The following is a 16,056-nucleotide window of genomic DNA, read 5'->3' as shown; positions in this document are numbered from 1 at the left end:
GCTTCATTAAAGAAAAGAATTATTCTTTTACTGGTTTTCCTGTAATTCCATCGATTCGTATATCATTATCTACTGTGTAGGCAAGGTATGCATCCCCATCTTTGCCAGTTGTGCTTGCGGTTACGTAAACAAGCTTAAGCGGAGTTTCTTTTAAAATGGCTTTTACAGCTGTTTTTGCATCAATAATTGAATCCTTGTCTGGTAGTATTTTAGAACTGTCACCCAATCCACGGATGGCGGTTACTTTACCAGTAACTCGATTCACTGTTACTGTATAAGAACGGTCAAAAATCTCAATACCTGCATGAACAGGACTTATATTATAACCAACGACAATGTTATTCTCACTAAGCGAACCCCATGACTGATTAATCAATTCTTTTACATCGTCACCTAGGTATTTTTGTAGAGTATTGACAGCAAGCGATTGACCTTCTTCTACAGTAACCGTAGCTTTTGCCCCTTCAGGCATTCTTTTATTATCGATTACTACATCTACTACCTGATTTTCCTTTGTCGAAACCACGGCCATCCTTTCTTTATTTTTGTACCACATGTATAGTTTTTGTCCATTGTCCATCTGTTCATCTAAGGTTAATCCAGTTACATCAAAATCAAGTACGGACTTTAGAACTTTGGCTGCTTCATCGGATGTTTTAGCTGCCAATTTTTCTCCATTTTGCTTTGTCGGATATGGATCAGAATAAATTCTGTCACCGAAGCTGATGATTCTTTCTCCTGTTTCGGCATTCACATAAGGAGTAGAAGAGAAATGATAGATTACTTCTCCATCATTAGCTGTAATGAACGGGTGAATTATTTTAGCTAATGCCTCTTCCGCTTGTTCCTTACTGATTATCTTTTCCGGATTTGGAAGGTCTTCATCAGAGCTAGTTGGGGATTCCTTTACCATTCCGATAATATCTCCATTTGGATTGATGCGAAGATAATAATAATCATCTTTAAGTGTAATGTCGCCGATCATGCGATTAAAGGTGATATTAATCCAAGAATAGGTGCCATCGTTCTCTCCTCCTGCAGGTTTAATACTTCCGCTAACCTTATACTGATTGGCACGATCACCCAGTAATTTTTTCAGAAAAGCCTGGCCTTTTTCCGTTGCCATTTCCTTGTCTACGGGTTCTTTAGAATAAATCTCTTCTTTATCAATGTCGAATTCTTCAATGACTCCTGACTTAGAATTAAGTTTGATGTTAATTGATGGGGACAACTGGCCTTTTTCTTTAGAAAGGATAATTTTGGCTCGGTTTTCTGGAAACTGTTTCATCTCAATTTGAGTAAACTCTTTTAATTCAGGAAGAACTTCAATCAATTTTTCGATTGATTTTTTTACTACCTGATCTAACTCCTGAATAGTTTGAACTTTTTGAGGTTCTTCTGAAACGGTTTTGGCACTAGCCCACACCGGAGTGGATGAAAGCATAAGGGCTGCCATAAGACTTAAGACTGTTTTATTTGTTGATTTTTTCATATTATCTTCCTTTTCTTTTAATTTTTCTTGCTCACATACAAGGTCGAGAATAAAAAAAGAAAAGTTACAATTATTTTTTAAAGAGGAAATTTTATAAAAACGAACTTCTTAAGGGAGTGACAATAGATGGGGGGCACACGGTTGTAAGAAGGGGTTCCCCGCTTGTTTTCAAGCTGAAGTTACTCAGATTTCATTGATATCAGGAAAAAAGGAAACGCGGGTAGGGGTATTTATCTGAGTAAAACTGTATTGAAAGGGCATGTTGTTTAGGCGTGTTTGTCGATATTCTAATGAAAAAAAGATAAACTTTTCTATAATTCACACTAAAAAGCACATCAATTTATTGGAAAGAGAAATTTTTTGTAAGGAGCTACGTATTATCAGTTAGACCAATGACAGAAGCTGCTTTTGGACATAAATAGCTTTGGAAAATTCTTGATACAAGGTAATCATCATGACATAATGTTTCGTATAGCGAAATAAAAACAGTAGGAGGAGGTTGCCGTGATTCTATGAATGAGCTCACTGATCGATTGATGGACATGTGGAATTTATACATCGGGATTTTTACACAAGAGCTGGTGAAGAGCGGCATTACTAAACCTCAGATCATGGTGATTCATCAAGTAAAAGATAATCCGAAGACAATTGGAGAAATCAGTAAAAGTCTAGAATTATCCTATAGCACCGTTTCTGGCATCATTGATCGTTTGGAAAAAGCGAACTTAGTGATTCGTAAGCGAGATCATAACGACAGACGCATAGTCTGGGTTTTTCTTGCTCAAGATTTTTCTCAGCTTCAAAAGCGATTTCCGCTAATGAAAGATCAGTATTTACCCGAATTATTTGAGGGGATGAAGGAACATGAACGAAAACAAATTACTCAATCTTTAGAATTGCTCAATCATTATCTTGAGAAAAAATATCATTCCTTATTAAAGGAGAGAGGGAACAGAGATGAACATTTCAAGGTTTGCGATTAATCGACCCGTAACCATCGTGATGCTGGCATTAGCCGTCCTCATTTTTGGATTCGTGTCGCTACCCAAATTGGCGGTAGAACTCTATCCTAACCTGAACCTGCCGGTTGCTGTTGTTGTAACCTCGGTTGAGGGCGGGACACCTGCATCAGTGGAAAAATTAGTAACAAAGCCTGTAGAGGAAGCATTAGGGACTGTTCCTAATGTAAGTAAGTTATCGTCGTTTTCTATGAGTGGAGCCTCACAGGTTATCGTCCAGTTTAACTGGGGCACAAACATGGACCAAGCCACGCTAAACATGCGTGACAAGGTAGACCAAGTGCGGGGAGCATTGCCGGACACGGCTAAAGCGCCGCGCGTCCTTAAGCTGGACCCAAATAGTGAGCCAATCATGACGTTTGCACTAACAGGTAATAATGATATTACGAAGCTAAAGGAATTAGCTGATAATGTTATTAAATCTCGAATTGAACGTATTGATGGAGTCGCTTCTGTCGGAGTTAACGGCGGGAAGGAACGTATCATAGAAGTAACGCTTGATTCTGACAAAATCACTGCTTACGGTATTACTTTGGAACAAGTGCAGCAGGCTCTAATGGGGACTAACCTTTCTGGAGCAGCTGGCATGGTACGTGAAGGGGATAAAAAGCTAAGCATTCGCGTCCAAGGAGAATATACAACGATTAAAGATATTGGTGAAACACCGATAGTGGTTGGTGCTTCAACTATTCCGCTAAAAAATATTGCTTTTGTTGAGGATACGTATAAAGAACAAACCCAGTTCAGTTATTATAATGGGAAACCGACTGTAGGAATTTCTGTTACAAAAGCTTCAGGTGGAAATACCATTAAAGTTGCAGATGCAGCCAAATTGGAGATTGAAAAGCTAAAGGAGAATCTGCCGCCAGGAACTGAGATTTCCATGATCACGGATTCTTCACAGTTTATTAAAGATTCAATCTACACAGTGGCTGAGCATGCCTTGGTAGGGGCGGCATTCTCGACCATTATTCTGCTCTTGTTTTTAAATAGCGTTCGCTCTGTTTTAATTATTGCAGTTGTAATTCCGATTTCCGTAATTGCTACCTTCTGCTTAATGTATTTTACGGGTCAGACAATCAACCTGATCTCGCTTGGTGGTTTAACACTTGGACTAGGCTCGTTGGTTGACTTCGCTGTCGTTATCCTGGAAAATATTTTCAGGCATCGACAGGAAGGCAAATCAATGGTGCAGGCTGCTCGCTTTGGTTCCCAAGAGGTGGGAACAGCGGTCATGGCTTCTGCTCTTGCGCAAATTTGTGTATTCTTGCCGATCATGTTCGTTGAAGGATTAGCTTCTCAATTATTCGGGCCATTGGCACTAACGGTTGTGTACTCACATATAGCGGCACTTTTAGCATCTATTGCACTTGTGCCTATGATGTCAGCACGAATTTTGAAACGCATCCCGGATGAAGAAATTTACCATTCTGGAACGTATCGGGGCTTCAATCCGATCACATGGTTTAACATTGGCTTTACGAAACTTTCTCATTACTATGGAAGATTCCTAAAATGGGCAATCAATTGGCGTAAGACCGTTTACCTTGCTGTAGCCCTTATGTTTGTGGGTGCTATCATTTTGACACCGTTTATTGGAGCGGAATTTATTCCTTCCATGGACCAAGGAAAAATTACTGTAGCTGCAAAACTACCTAATAACACGCGCATTCAGGAAACGGAAAAAGTCATTAGCAAACTTGAAGGAATAGTGAAAAAGGTACCTGAGCTAAAAGAATTGTATGTATCCATTGGGAGTGCGGGTGTATCTGTGCTAGCGAATAGTGCTACGAACCGCGGAGAGCTGCAGCTTACTCTAGTAGATGCAAAAGAGCGTACACGTACAACAGATCAAATCATTGATGACTTACGTAATCAGGTCAAAAATATACCTGGTGCAGAAATTACAGTTAAACATTTGGATGGCATGGGTGGCATGGGCGGCACGCCACTGGAAATAAGCTTGCGCGGTGATGATTTAGAAGTCTTAGATGATATCAGTAATATTATTATGGGTGTGGTCAGCAAAGTTTCTGGAACGGCAAACATAACCACCTCCTTAGAGGAAAAAGACCGAGAGTTCCAGGTAGTAGTCGATCGTGAAAAGGCAAGCCAATATGGTCTAAGTACGCAACAGGTTCTGTCATATGTACGGACGGCTTTTGAAGGGCAAACCTTAACTCGTTATCAGACAGGCGACGATGAGGTTGATGTAAAAGTTCGTTTGCCAAAAACGATTCAGGATGAACCAAAGCATATAGATCGTCTGACGGTTACTACTCCTAGCGGGGCTCAAGTATCAATAGGTGCTATTGCTAAAGTGGAAAAAGTGGAAGTAGCACAAATGATTAAACGTGCGGATCAGACTCGTGAGGTTACAATTACCGCTGATACTAGTGGTCGTGATCTGAACTCGATTATGGGTGAGGTTCAAGAAAAACTGGCACAATTGAATCTTCCAGATGGATACCATATTGAGTACGGCGGTCAGTCTAAAGATATGGAAGAATCCTTTGGCAGTCTAGGTCTGGCGATTCTCTTGTCTATTGTTCTTGTCTACATGGTTATGGCGAGCCAATTTGAATCCCTATTTAGTCCGTTTATCATCATGTTCTCTGTGCCGCCTACCTTTATTGGGGTTGTGGTTGGATTGTTTGTGACAGGTCAACCATTGTCAGTACCAGCCCTGATTGGTTATATCTTGTTAGTAGGTATTGTTGTAAATAATGCGATCGTTCTTATGGATTACATTATTACAGCTCGCAAGGACGGTTTAGATCGAGATGCTGCAATCTTAAAAGCTGGTCCAATTCGTCTGCGTCCGATCATGATGACTACCTTAGCGACTGTTCTAGCAATTACTCCACTAGCATTTGCAGGCGGTTCCGGTAACGAATCCCAAGCTCCAATGGCAGTGGTGGTTATTTTCGGTCTAACATTCTCCACGCTAATCACTCTTGTACTTGTCCCTGTCGTATATGTCACATTTGATAACTGGGGCCGTAAGTTCAAGAATCGTTTTAATCGGAAAAAGAAGAATACGCCAACTGTAGTAGAAGAAGTGTAATGAGGTAAAGGAGGATTAACAATGGTAAAAAGTAAATGGGGCTTACCGCTTATACTCGTTGCTGCTTTGACAGTAACGGGGTGCACGGGCGAAGAACCGGCTGCAGCTCCTCAGGTTGCCGAAGCAGAAGCGCCTACTCCGGTGCAAATAAGCCCAGCAATAGAAGATTCTATCGCTTCAGGAGCAGGTTATACTGGTAAATTGGCTCCGAGCCAGGAAGTAAAAATTTCACCAAAAGCACCAGGTAAAATTCAAACCTTAAACGTAAAGCTGGGTCAATATGTACAAAAAGGCTCTGTGCTATTTACGCTAGACCAAGATGACCTCAGAAATGCGGTTCGTCAGGCAGAAGCCCAGTACCAGGTATCGGTAGCAGGACTTAACCAAAGTGGTACTAGCACAGCTCAATCTGTTGAAACAGCTAAGAATGCATTAGCACAGGCAGAGCGTGCCTATCAGGACGCAAAGCGTGACGCCACCCGAAGCCAGGAGCTTTTTAATCAAGGGGCTCTGTCTCAGCAGCAGAATGAACAAGCGCAAGCAGCCTTGAAAAATGCGGAAACTGCTCTTAATAACGCAAAGGTAGACTATAACTCAGCCTCTAAAAAATCAGGCATCGTGGTTTCAGAAGCATCTGTTAACCAAGCGAGAGTTGCGCTTGCCAGTGCCCGTGAGCAATTGAGCAATTCTACAGTAACAGCTCCAATCTCTGGCTTTGTAGCTCAGGTGGGCGGTCATGTGGGAGAAATAGCTTCCGGGCAGGTGCCGGTTGTTGTCCTAGTTAACACCAATCCACTCTTAGTAAAAGCAAACTTGTCAGAGGATGAAATTACGAAGATAAAAGTAGGGGATCGTACAACGGTTGAATTGACTGCCTTGAATAAAAAAATAGAGGCTACCATTACTGCCATAAGTCCTACAATGGATCAACAGTTGAAAGCATATCCAATCGAAATAACCGTGCCAAATCCGAAAAACGAATTAAAGGCAGATATGGTTGTTAATTTAAAAATCCAATCAGCCTCCAGCAAAGCTCAGAAAGCTGTCGCCATTCCACGCAAAGCTGTATTCGATGAAAACGGCAAAAAGTATATTTATAAAGTGGAAGGCGATATCGCTAAGAAAGTAGCTGTAGAAACTGGCGAGGAATCAAGCGATCTCATTGAAATTAAAAAAGGTGTTTCTTTAGGAGAAAAAGTAGTTATCAGAGGCCAGTCCATGCTTAAAGACGGAGGAAAAGTTGAGATTCAAAAAATGGATTGACAAAAACCAGCTACACTAACTAGTATAAAATCATTGTTACAAACGACTCCTTTCTTTGCTTAAAAAAGAAAGGGGTCTTTCTCTTACAGATTAAAAAGCTGTTTTTGATTACATAAATGTCAGTTTACTCTGAAAAAGAAAGTAGGGAAAGCGATGCGTATCACGCCTGCTTCCATGATGGAACAGTTACCCACCCAATTTTTTTCAACGATGGTAGCAAAGGTTAACAAGGTAATTAGTGAGGGTCATGACGTTATTAATCTGGGGCAAGGAAATCCTGATTTACCGACACCTCCCCATATTGTAGAAGAAATGGCAAAACAGGCGAAAGATCCCATGCATCATAAGTATCCACCTTTTCAGGGACGGCTGGAATTAAAGCAAGCCGTAGCTCATTGGTATAAGCAGGAATTTGATGTAGACCTTGACCCAGAAGAAGAGGTAGCCATTTTATTTGGCAGTAAGACAGGGTTAGTAGAGATTTGTCAGGTATTAATGAATCCGGGAGATATCGCCTTGGTTCCTGATCCTGGTTATCCAGATTATTGGTCTGGAGTAGCTGTGGTAGGCGGACGTATGGTCCCTATGCCTTTGACTGTAGATAATCAGTTTTTACCTGATTATGGCCAATTAGACGCAGCTGATTTAGAAAAAGCTAAACTGATGTTTTTAAATTATCCGAACAACCCGACAGCAGTCAACGCACCTTTCGAATTTTATGAGGAAACCATCAAGTTTGCTCGAAAGCATGAAATTGTTGTTTGTTCTGATTTTGCATATGGAGCCATTTCCTTTGATGGAAAAAAACCAGTCAGTTTCATGCAGGTTCCAGGTGCAAAAGAGGTAGGAGTTGAGTTCTACACCCTATCAAAAACCTATAACATGGCGGGCTGGCGTGTAGGTGCGATGGTAGGAAACAAAGAGCTGGTAAAGCTAATCAACACATTGCAGGACCATTACTTTGTAAGCTTGTTCGGTGCTGTTCAAATGGCTGCGGCTAAAGCCATGACGGATTCTCAGGACTGTGTCAGAGAGCTGGTGGCTACCTATGAAAGCCGCCGAAATACCCTGTATACAGCCCTGCATGAAATAGGCTGGAAGGCGACACCATCGCAGGGATCGTTCTTTGCTTGGCTTCCCATTCCAACTGGTTATACATCTGCCCAATTGGCTGATGAGCTCTTATTTAAAGCTCATGTAATGGTTGCTCCTGGGATAGGCTTTGGAGCGCATGGTGAGGGATATGTACGTTTAGGACTGTTGAACACAGAGGAGCGCTTGCGCGAAGCGGTGAAACGTATTCAGAAGCTACAATTGTTTACGAATTAAGCCTCAAAAAAAGGTCATGTACAGAAATTTTAATCAATCAAAGCTCATCTGGCGGTTTTACATACTGCTAGTGAGCTTTTTTATTTTGGATATTTTCAAGCTGGCTATGCATATATTTTTTACTTTATGATAAAAATTATTTACATTATGTAAAAAATATATTACATTGAAATCGAGAGGATGTGGTCTTTTGGAAAAGGAAGGGAAAATCCGGAATGAATTATTTATGCTACGTGCAAAGAAACGATGGTCGCAAAAGGAGGTAGCTGACAAATTAGGTGTTAGCAGACAAACGATTGTGTCTTTAGAAGCAAATCGCTACAATCCGTCTCTTATGCTCGCCTTTAAAATTGCTCATTTATTTGAGGTTGATATAAATGAAGTATTTCAATATGAAGTAGATAAGGGAGATGTACCAGAATGTTAGAATTTCTATTTATTTTCTTTGTGATTACCTACGTCATTTCAGTGTCGTACACCGTTGCTTTTACGAGGTCAGAAGGAAAAGATGAACGTGGTCAACAAATTTTGGCTAATGGATATACATTAGGGTATTCCATTGCTGTGATTGGAATCCTTCTTTCCTTTCTGACAACCAAGCTATCATTTGTTTCCATTGGATATAAAGTTGCTTTAGATTTTGCTTTAATGTCTATTTGGTTTTCTGGCATTATGGTTGCTGGCTATATTTTTTATAAAAATAAAACTGTTTAGGTAATAGGTATAACAATTTTAGCTTGGTAAGACTGCCTAATCGTAGCCAAGATATGAATTCTGATCTGTCTACCATTAGGCTTCTTTGTATGTTATGGGACCATAGATAAATGTTAGTAAAATAAGCAAATAGATATTGGACCATTTTTACAGATTAAATCTGAGTTACTGAGGAAAACCTATTTGGTAGATTAGATAAAAACATTAGTTACAATCTCAATATTGACTAATAATGATTTTCATTATACGATACAGATGAAGTTGATAATGAGTCTCATTAGCAGATAGGATAAGAATAGGAGTGAATTTCCGATGACGAGATACCAAATTAACGGTTATACCGATATGTATACGGTTGTATCCAACGAGCGTAAAATAGGTGGTGCTGTCGAAGCTGATACCATCAAGCTTCGCTCTGGAGAAGAGTATAAGCATGCGGTGATTACTCGTCTAGAAATGTCCGATTCTCAATTCTGTTCGCTTGGATTTGTCACAGAAGAGGGAAAACGTCTAATCGTTCACATTCAGGATATTAGCATGGTGGTGGATGCACGTCATGTCAATGTTTGTGATTTAGAAAATCAACATATGCGAGAGCAAAAAGTGAACGAGCGACTTAAACATTTAAAACGTTTATGTGAATTAAACGAAGGAAGCTGTACTTTGCCTTTCCGTGAAGAGGCAGAAATCTTAGTCTGCGATATTGGCTATGAAATTGCGGCTAGCCACGTAGATATGCCTTTCTTACATACAGCTGATTCTCAAAAGGTTGTTCGGATTGCTTAATTATTTTCCAAATGGAAAGGATTCTGCCCTTAGGTTCATACCTAAGGTTTCTTGCTCTTAATAAAAACTGAATATTCGGACTTAATAATGCGTTAACGATGAAGAAATGAAAAGAGAGACAGCCTTCTACTTACAAACGGCTATCTCTCTTTCTTGTATACCCCTTATGTCTGTTTTATTCCTCTGTCATTTCTAATGTGCAAATCGCACTTGGACGTTTAATGCGGAGAACAGCGCACTCATAAACACGCATTAGGCTGTTCATTTGTTCGTCTCCTAGGAAAGCAGAATCAAAATCCTCAGCAATGGCAAGGTCCAGGTTATGTCTTCCTGTAGCTACCAGAGCACCGCCTTTGATCACTGGAGATTGGAATACACCATCTGTAACCAAGTTGCGAATGTGATCGATCTCAAGGACATTGGTACCTTTGTGTACACGATGGAGTAATGAATACAGCTCTGGAGATACAACAAGGGCATAAGGACCGCTGTGCCCCATTTTTAATAGCTTATTACGAGCTTCTACGATATCAGCAAAAGCATTTCCTGATTCCATCCAGTCACTCTTAATATGGGTGAGACGTCCTTTTACATTCATGATACCTGGTAGGTCAAACTCAGGATTACCATTAAAGATCAGATCATCCTCCATAAGGGCGCAGCTACTAGCGGCATTAGCGGCAGGGCTAAGGTCAATTGGCATACCCAATGTACGGGCTTGTGCCATATCACGCCAGTATAGCATGAAATCCTTGTATACGATCGGGATCGTTAAGCTAACACGTTTACTAGGTTGGGTTAGCTCTAGTGATTCACCGCGCAAGCTCAGATTACCAAAACGAGATTCATCATAAATATCGTTGGTAATGGTTTGAATACCTTCTCCTAATGGACCATAAATGTCAATGAACCGACGGCCTACCAGTTGGCGGCGAGCCATGTCAACGATGGTTTCATCTAATTGACGCCATTCTTCCTTAGATAATGGGGAGTCTGGGAATTTTTGTGATTTATCCATAAAATCCTCCGATCTTAACTTTTCTCTTATACATGACGATTGAGATGACGCAGACTTCCAACAGTAAGTCCTTTTTTCATAACAGATGTTTCTGCTGAGTGGCTGTGAGTGTCTGAATGTACTGTTGCTGGCTGCTTAGAGCTGCTAGAATCCTGCAATGCAGACGAAGCCTCAAAGTGATTCACCTGATGGATATCATGACCATGGTCATGATCATGCGTATCCACTTTTGCTGGAACGACATCGGAGAATTTCTCACTCAACTTCACCATGATCTCTTTGGTTGCTAAATAATCCTGATGTGTGTTTTCACGCATGCTATCGAGCTTTAAACGACTAGGCTCGTCTGTAAATTCATACAGCGCTAATTCCAAGTGCTCACGGAAATTGTGCAGGCCAAATCGTTCTAAGTTTAGGTCAGAGAGCAAATGAGACAGTTCGCGATCACTTAGCTGGTCCAAATTTTTTTCCTGAATGAGCTGAGACAAACGTGGAACGAGATCATGTAAACGTTCTTCCCGTTGCTCTTCCTCTTCAGAAATGTGGTGATAGTAAAGCTTCATATGTTCATCCCTAGCGTGATCGATTAAAGGTTGAACCATGGTGCGGAAAACATTGATGCCTTCTAATGTGCGGGTAAAGATGGTGTGGAGCTGCTTAATTTCCTGCAACATAAACTCCCACCTCCTTTTTTAAGAATTAGTGATAGCCTGATTATAACCGTGGGAAAACCATCCAATCAAGGACAGAGCTGTAGCTTGTAAAAATAGTGTGAACAAACGAGAAAAAAATAGTACAGAGTATTGTCAAACTTAATTGGGAATGATAATATTTATCAATAAGAATGATATTTATTCTCAATTAACTTTTTTGCTTCAGAGACATATAAACGAATAAACAGTGCACGAACTGTTTTTGACCATCAGAGTCATATGCACACACTATATAAAGGAGGATTTTTATTATGTCTATATTAATTATCGGTGGGGATAGGTTAGGCAACATCTTACAAATACTTGAAGAGGTTGGATACAAAAAGATTCACCACATCACGGGAAGAAAAAGCTCAGAAACCAGTTTAAAAATTCCATCTGATGTTAAAATGATCTTGGTTCTAACCGATTTTGTAAATCATAACCTGGCTAAAAAAATCAAATCTAAGGCCAAAGATAAGCAAGTACCTATTTGTTTTTGTAAACGTTCTTGCTCGGCTGTATCGCAAGTTCTTCAAATGCAAACCGTAAGTGCTTAGCTGGTGAAAATGACCATCCAACCTTTGGCGATTACATACGTGCATGCTTTCCTTCCATTGGGGATATGATAAAAAATATCCTTGATAATTGGAAGTGGGTGAGAAGATGGAACCGAATAAACAACTTAGTCAGATGCCATTTGCAGAGTTAGACTCTGCGCAGCTGCAACAATTAAAGCAAATCGAACAAGAAATCAACACTCAAACCGATCAGGAAGTCTATCTGATTGCGTTTTCTAAAAAGCAGGAAGTGTAATTATTAACTTCTGTGTACTATGACAATGAATATAACTATGAGAAACTCATTTTTTATAGAGAATAAAAGCAAGGTGGATGAACCGATTCCATTTTGCTTTTTTTATTTTTTGATGAAAACGCTTTTTTGTGGGAAAAATAAACTTTTATTCCATTTAATAGAAATATTTCCGATTGTGGATAAGTGGATTTTCCATTTAAGGAAGGGAAAACACAGGGAGTATTAGGGGAAATCGTGCAGTGAGAAAGAGCGTAGCCAGCTTTTCGAGTATGTGTCTTTGGAACGAAATGAGAAATAGGACGATCAACTTTTATTTAAGGGTGAAAATTTATTACAATGATCGCAAAGAAGTATGTAATAGGTTCGCGGCAATGATATTCCTATGATTTTTCAGGAGCCAATGATCTCTCTAAATCCATTGCATACGATGGGACAGTTAATTGAGGAAGCAGACTTATGTAATACAATATTTTCCACTTTGCAAGAAGAAGGTCCAGACAAGAGAAAATGGTTTCGTGACATGTGGTAATGAAACTAATGAGGTCAGGAGGAGAGAAGATGGTTTATTGGCAATTATTTCTGGCGTTCTTCCGGATTGGCATTTTTGGATATGGTGGTGGTCCAACTATGATACCACTAGTGCATGCTGAGTGCATCAAGAAGTATAAATGGGTTAGCGAGGAGGAATTCGCCGATAACTATGCACTTGGCAATACCTTACCTGGGCCGATTGCCACCAAGATGGCTGCATATATTGGATACAAGGTAAAGGGATGGCTTGGTGCCATCATCGCTATCTCAGCCATGGTCTTTCCTGTTCTGTTCCTGATGGTTGTCCTGATGCAGTTCGTAAATGTGCTGAAGACCTCCGAGACAGTACGGGGGATGATCGAAGCAATTCAACCAGTCATTGCGGTCATGATGGCGGTAATGACCTATGACTTTTTTAAAAAGGGCTGGAGGGATAGTAAAAATGGGAAAGAAAAACAAAGCTTTCTAGCGATGCTGTTCATTTCAGTAATCGCGTTAGTTCCTTTTCAAATTCATCCGGGTTTGTTCGTTGCTGTAACTTTAGTGATCGCCTTTGCGTACTCCACCTGGCATACCAAACGACAAAAGAACCAGCAGCAAAACTAAGCAAAGGAGTCTAACGCTATGATTTATCTACAGATTTTTTGGGCTTTTTTTATTACGAATATTCTCGGCTACGGGGGAGGTCCTCCAAGTATTCCGCTGATCCAAAATGAAGTCGTTACTCATTATAAGTGGATGACAGTGGAGGAGTTCGGGGAAGCGTTAGCATTAGGGAATGCACTGCCAAGTCCAATTTTCACAAAGCTGGGTGGATATATTGGCTATCAAGTGGCAGGGATTCCGGGAGCTGTATTTGGTTTGTTTGCTACGGTTGCCCCAACTGCTATTGCTATGATTGGTTTATTAGGTGTATTTCATTTATTCCGTCAAGCGCCGCAAATCAAAGCAATGACACATTCGATTCGTCCATCGTTACCGTTTTGCTTGGTATGCTGGCGGTGCAATTTATTCTTGGTTCCTACGAGCAAATTGGTTTATGGCACACACTGATATTAGGCGGTGCATCTTATTTTCTGATGGAACAACGCAAGGTTCATCCAGCCTTCGTTATTATATTAGCGATGGGCTACGGAGGATTTTTTATTAATTAATGAGGGAAAACACGCCTTTTGTCTTGATCTTTAGCGTGATAATTGCTTAGAGGCTAATAAACATACCTACCATGCAATTATTTCAGTCTTGAATACAAAAGAAGCACGTGCAGTATTCCTTTGTGCTGATGGGCATTTCTGCCGCCTCAGAGTTATGTCCAATCCTTAGTCCGTCTTGATGCCCTTACATGAAATGAACTAAGGGGAAGTGGAGTATTCCCTTTTTCAACCACCTAGCTCTTACCTTAAAGGCTATGGTGCATGGGATTAATATACAGTAGGTTCCGAAAGGAGTTGGGCGTGGTAAGATTATTATGCGTGATCGCGGACTGATGGCTCTGCGCCTGTTGATAAACATACACCCCGTAGAGCGAATCTCATAAATGATTTACAATTTCAACTAGTAGCAAAGAAGGGGTTGCCAGCTCTATAGGGGAGATGGCAACTCTTTTTTGTTTAGACGTTTATTGTTACGTGTGGTAGGAAAAAATGAAGTTATAAAAGTTGCTGAATCTTTTTCTTGATACTATCAATCCCGATGGCAAATCCGAGACATTGACCAGACTGGATGATAAATGCGTTTAAGCCAATTACTTCACCGTGTAAATTAATTAAGGGACCTCCGCTATTACCGGGGTTGATAGCAGCATCTGTTTGAAAAATTTCATCGTACAAGCGTTTAGATACTTGAATACGCCTATTTTTTGCACTGATAATTCCCGCTGTAACTGAATTCTCTAGGCCAAGGGGACTCCCGACACTAATGACCCATTCACCTACGCGTGCCTCACCTGAATTACCTAGAGTTATTGGGCTAAGACGTATGTCGGGTTCGATTTTTACGATAGCGTAATCTCGTTGAGGATCACTAAAAACAAGCTTTGCTTCAAATACTTTTCCATTCCACATTTTCACAAAAATTGATTTGGCTTTGCCTATAACATGCTCGCTGGTGAGAATATAGCCTCTGGGATGAAAAATGAAGCCGGAACCAAAGCTTTTTTCTGTCGGGCCTGCTTCGAGTGGTTCCATGTCCAAAAAGCTTTGCAAAATTTGATCGATGTCGGGAGGGGAGGTGTTGTCTTCGCAGATCAGGGAAACTACGCCGTGCTTTACCTGTTCCACTAACGGAACAAAGAAGTTGAATGGATGTAGATTACTCATCTGCTGATATTTTGTATTCGTATAGGACCAGCCTCTAGGTTTCACAACTTCATCTCCTTACTTCCCTGCAGATAGGTATACATCATCTTATGGAGGAAAGGATAAAGGTGGAACGCCCAATTATGGAGAAAGACCAGTACAATAGTCTCAAAATTAAATGTAAGTAATCAGATATCACAGAAAATTCCTGAAAATAGATACAAAAACTAGGAATATAGGATGCTTTTACTATATGAAAGAGAGGGAAATAAGCCTAAAGAAACTTGTGCTATAACGATTTAAAGCGTTACTCTCGTAGGAAGGGGGAGAAGGATTCATTTCTTGGTAGAATGTTGCTAATATGAAGTTAAACATTTTATAATATTGAAATAAAGAGGGAATAATGTAAGTAAATTAGTGTAATTTTGTACAAAGCCTACATCCGGAGGAAATGTTATGGACGTCAAATCAATCATTTTAGGCTTATTACATTATCGTGAAATGAGCGGCTACGATATAAAGCAGTTCTTTACGAGCAGCATCGGCTTCTTTTACGATGCGAGTTATGGCGCAATCTATCCAGCTCTTAAAAAGCTGGAGCAGGAAGGACATGTTACAAAAGAAGAGGTCCTACAGTCAGGAAAGCCAAACAAAATCATGTATCGTCTGACGCAACAAGGACGCGATCAATTTCATCAGGAACTGAAGACGGAAATTGAAGGGCCGATCGTTCGCTCTGATATGTTAACACGTTTATTCTTTTGTGATTTGCATACCGCAGAGGATCAGAAACACTTTTTTGATGATTTGATTGCATATCAAGAAAAACGTCAAGAAATTATTCGAAACAGTTATCAAAAAAGCATGCAGGAATTAAATGAGTACCAAAAGATGTGCTGGGAGTATACCCTTCATCAGCTAGACGGGGCTATTGAATTCCTAAAGGGGAAAAAACAAATGATGGACAAGGGGCAAAATGTTGCTCATATATCCTGAAGCTGATTATGCCTCCTTCCTGAATTGAAAACAGTC

The 16,056-nt window shown here is 40.3% G+C and carries 15 protein-coding genes and 1 pseudogene; 12 read left to right on the top strand and 4 right to left on the bottom strand.

What is annotated here, in order from left to right; all coding sequences use genetic code 11:
- Positions 1 to 19: 19 nt before the first annotated feature.
- Positions 20 to 1,492, bottom strand: coding sequence for a YcdB/YcdC domain-containing protein (locus tag QZ995_RS14950; RefSeq protein WP_301808342.1), 1,473 nt, complete (start codon positions 1,490 to 1,492; stop codon positions 20 to 22).
- Between the two features lie 512 nt (positions 1,493 to 2,004).
- Here QZ995_RS14950 and QZ995_RS14945 point away from each other — a divergent pair.
- The 7 genes from QZ995_RS14945 (at position 2,005) to QZ995_RS14915 (ending at position 9,670) form a co-directional block, all read left to right on the top strand.
- Positions 2,005 to 2,475 carry a MarR family winged helix-turn-helix transcriptional regulator gene (locus tag QZ995_RS14945; RefSeq protein ID WP_301808341.1) on the top strand — a complete coding sequence of 157 codons (471 nt, stop codon included), beginning with the start codon at positions 2,005 to 2,007 and terminating at the stop codon, positions 2,473 to 2,475.
- Positions 2,450 to 5,578, top strand: coding sequence for an efflux RND transporter permease subunit (locus tag QZ995_RS14940; RefSeq protein WP_301808340.1), 3,129 nt, complete (start codon positions 2,450 to 2,452; stop codon positions 5,576 to 5,578). Before QZ995_RS14945 ends, QZ995_RS14940 begins: the two co-directional genes overlap by 26 nt.
- A gap of 21 nt (positions 5,579 to 5,599) precedes the next feature.
- A complete protein-coding gene (locus QZ995_RS14935; RefSeq protein ID WP_301808339.1) occupies positions 5,600 to 6,841 on the top strand; it encodes an efflux RND transporter periplasmic adaptor subunit in 1,242 nt (413 codons plus the stop codon).
- A gap of 153 nt (positions 6,842 to 6,994) precedes the next feature.
- Positions 6,995 to 8,170: a pyridoxal phosphate-dependent aminotransferase gene (locus QZ995_RS14930; RefSeq protein WP_301808338.1), complete on the top strand. Its 1,176-nt coding sequence runs from the start codon at positions 6,995 to 6,997 to the stop codon at positions 8,168 to 8,170.
- Positions 8,171 to 8,360: 190 nt separating this feature from the next.
- Entirely contained in the window at positions 8,361 to 8,597 is a 237-nt protein-coding gene (locus tag QZ995_RS14925) for a helix-turn-helix transcriptional regulator (protein ID WP_003334813.1), read from the top strand.
- Positions 8,591 to 8,884, top strand: a complete 294-nt coding sequence (locus tag QZ995_RS14920; protein ID WP_301808335.1) for a hypothetical protein — start codon at positions 8,591 to 8,593, stop codon at positions 8,882 to 8,884. Before QZ995_RS14925 ends, QZ995_RS14920 begins: the two co-directional genes overlap by 7 nt.
- Before the next feature lie 312 nt (positions 8,885 to 9,196).
- Positions 9,197 to 9,670, top strand: a complete 474-nt coding sequence (locus QZ995_RS14915) for a hypothetical protein (protein ID WP_301808333.1) — start codon at positions 9,197 to 9,199, stop codon at positions 9,668 to 9,670.
- Positions 9,671 to 9,845: 175 nt separating this feature from the next.
- Here QZ995_RS14915 and QZ995_RS14910 read toward each other — a convergent pair whose 3' ends face one another.
- On the bottom strand, positions 9,846 to 10,688 hold the full coding sequence (locus tag QZ995_RS14910; protein WP_301808330.1) for a family 1 encapsulin nanocompartment shell protein: 843 nt from the start codon (positions 10,686 to 10,688) through the stop codon (positions 9,846 to 9,848).
- Positions 10,689 to 10,714: 26 nt separating this feature from the next.
- Positions 10,715 to 11,362 (bottom strand): IMEF encapsulin system ferritin-like cargo protein, encoded by a 648-nt coding sequence (locus QZ995_RS14905; RefSeq protein ID WP_301808327.1) that lies wholly within the window; start codon positions 11,360 to 11,362, stop codon positions 10,715 to 10,717.
- 290 nt (positions 11,363 to 11,652) lie between these two features.
- Here QZ995_RS14905 and QZ995_RS14900 point away from each other — a divergent pair, with 290 nt between their 5' ends.
- The 4 genes and pseudogenes from QZ995_RS14900 (at position 11,653) to QZ995_RS14885 (ending at position 13,881) form a co-directional block, all read left to right on the top strand.
- Positions 11,653 to 11,940 (top strand): DUF2325 domain-containing protein, encoded by a 288-nt coding sequence (locus QZ995_RS14900; protein ID WP_003334818.1) that lies wholly within the window; start codon positions 11,653 to 11,655, stop codon positions 11,938 to 11,940.
- Between the two features lie 106 nt (positions 11,941 to 12,046).
- Complete coding sequence (locus tag QZ995_RS14895; protein ID WP_301808315.1) at positions 12,047 to 12,196, top strand: hypothetical protein; 150 nt, start codon at positions 12,047 to 12,049, stop codon at positions 12,194 to 12,196.
- Positions 12,197 to 12,754: 558 nt separating this feature from the next.
- On the top strand, positions 12,755 to 13,333 hold the full coding sequence (locus tag QZ995_RS14890) for a chromate transporter (protein ID WP_301808313.1): 579 nt from the start codon (positions 12,755 to 12,757) through the stop codon (positions 13,331 to 13,333).
- 18 nt (positions 13,334 to 13,351) lie between these two features.
- Positions 13,352 to 13,881: pseudogene (locus QZ995_RS14885) on the top strand (chromate transporter).
- A 495-nt stretch (positions 13,882 to 14,376) separates the two neighbouring features.
- Here QZ995_RS14885 and QZ995_RS14880 read toward each other — a convergent pair.
- Positions 14,377 to 15,090, bottom strand: coding sequence for a S1C family serine protease (locus tag QZ995_RS14880; RefSeq protein WP_212932432.1), 714 nt, complete (start codon positions 15,088 to 15,090; stop codon positions 14,377 to 14,379).
- 390 nt (positions 15,091 to 15,480) lie between these two features.
- Between QZ995_RS14880 and QZ995_RS14875 the strand changes: the two genes are divergently transcribed.
- Positions 15,481 to 16,020, top strand: coding sequence for a PadR family transcriptional regulator (locus QZ995_RS14875; protein ID WP_301808310.1), 540 nt, complete (start codon positions 15,481 to 15,483; stop codon positions 16,018 to 16,020).
- The last annotated feature ends 36 nt before the right edge of the window (positions 16,021 to 16,056 follow it).

This window comes from Brevibacillus laterosporus (assembly GCF_030489605.1).
Lineage (GTDB): Bacteria > Bacillota > Bacilli > Brevibacillales > Brevibacillaceae > Brevibacillus_B > Brevibacillus_B laterosporus_E.
The sequence above is the reverse complement of the archived record's forward strand: the minus strand, read 5'-3'. Positions and strand labels throughout refer to the sequence as shown.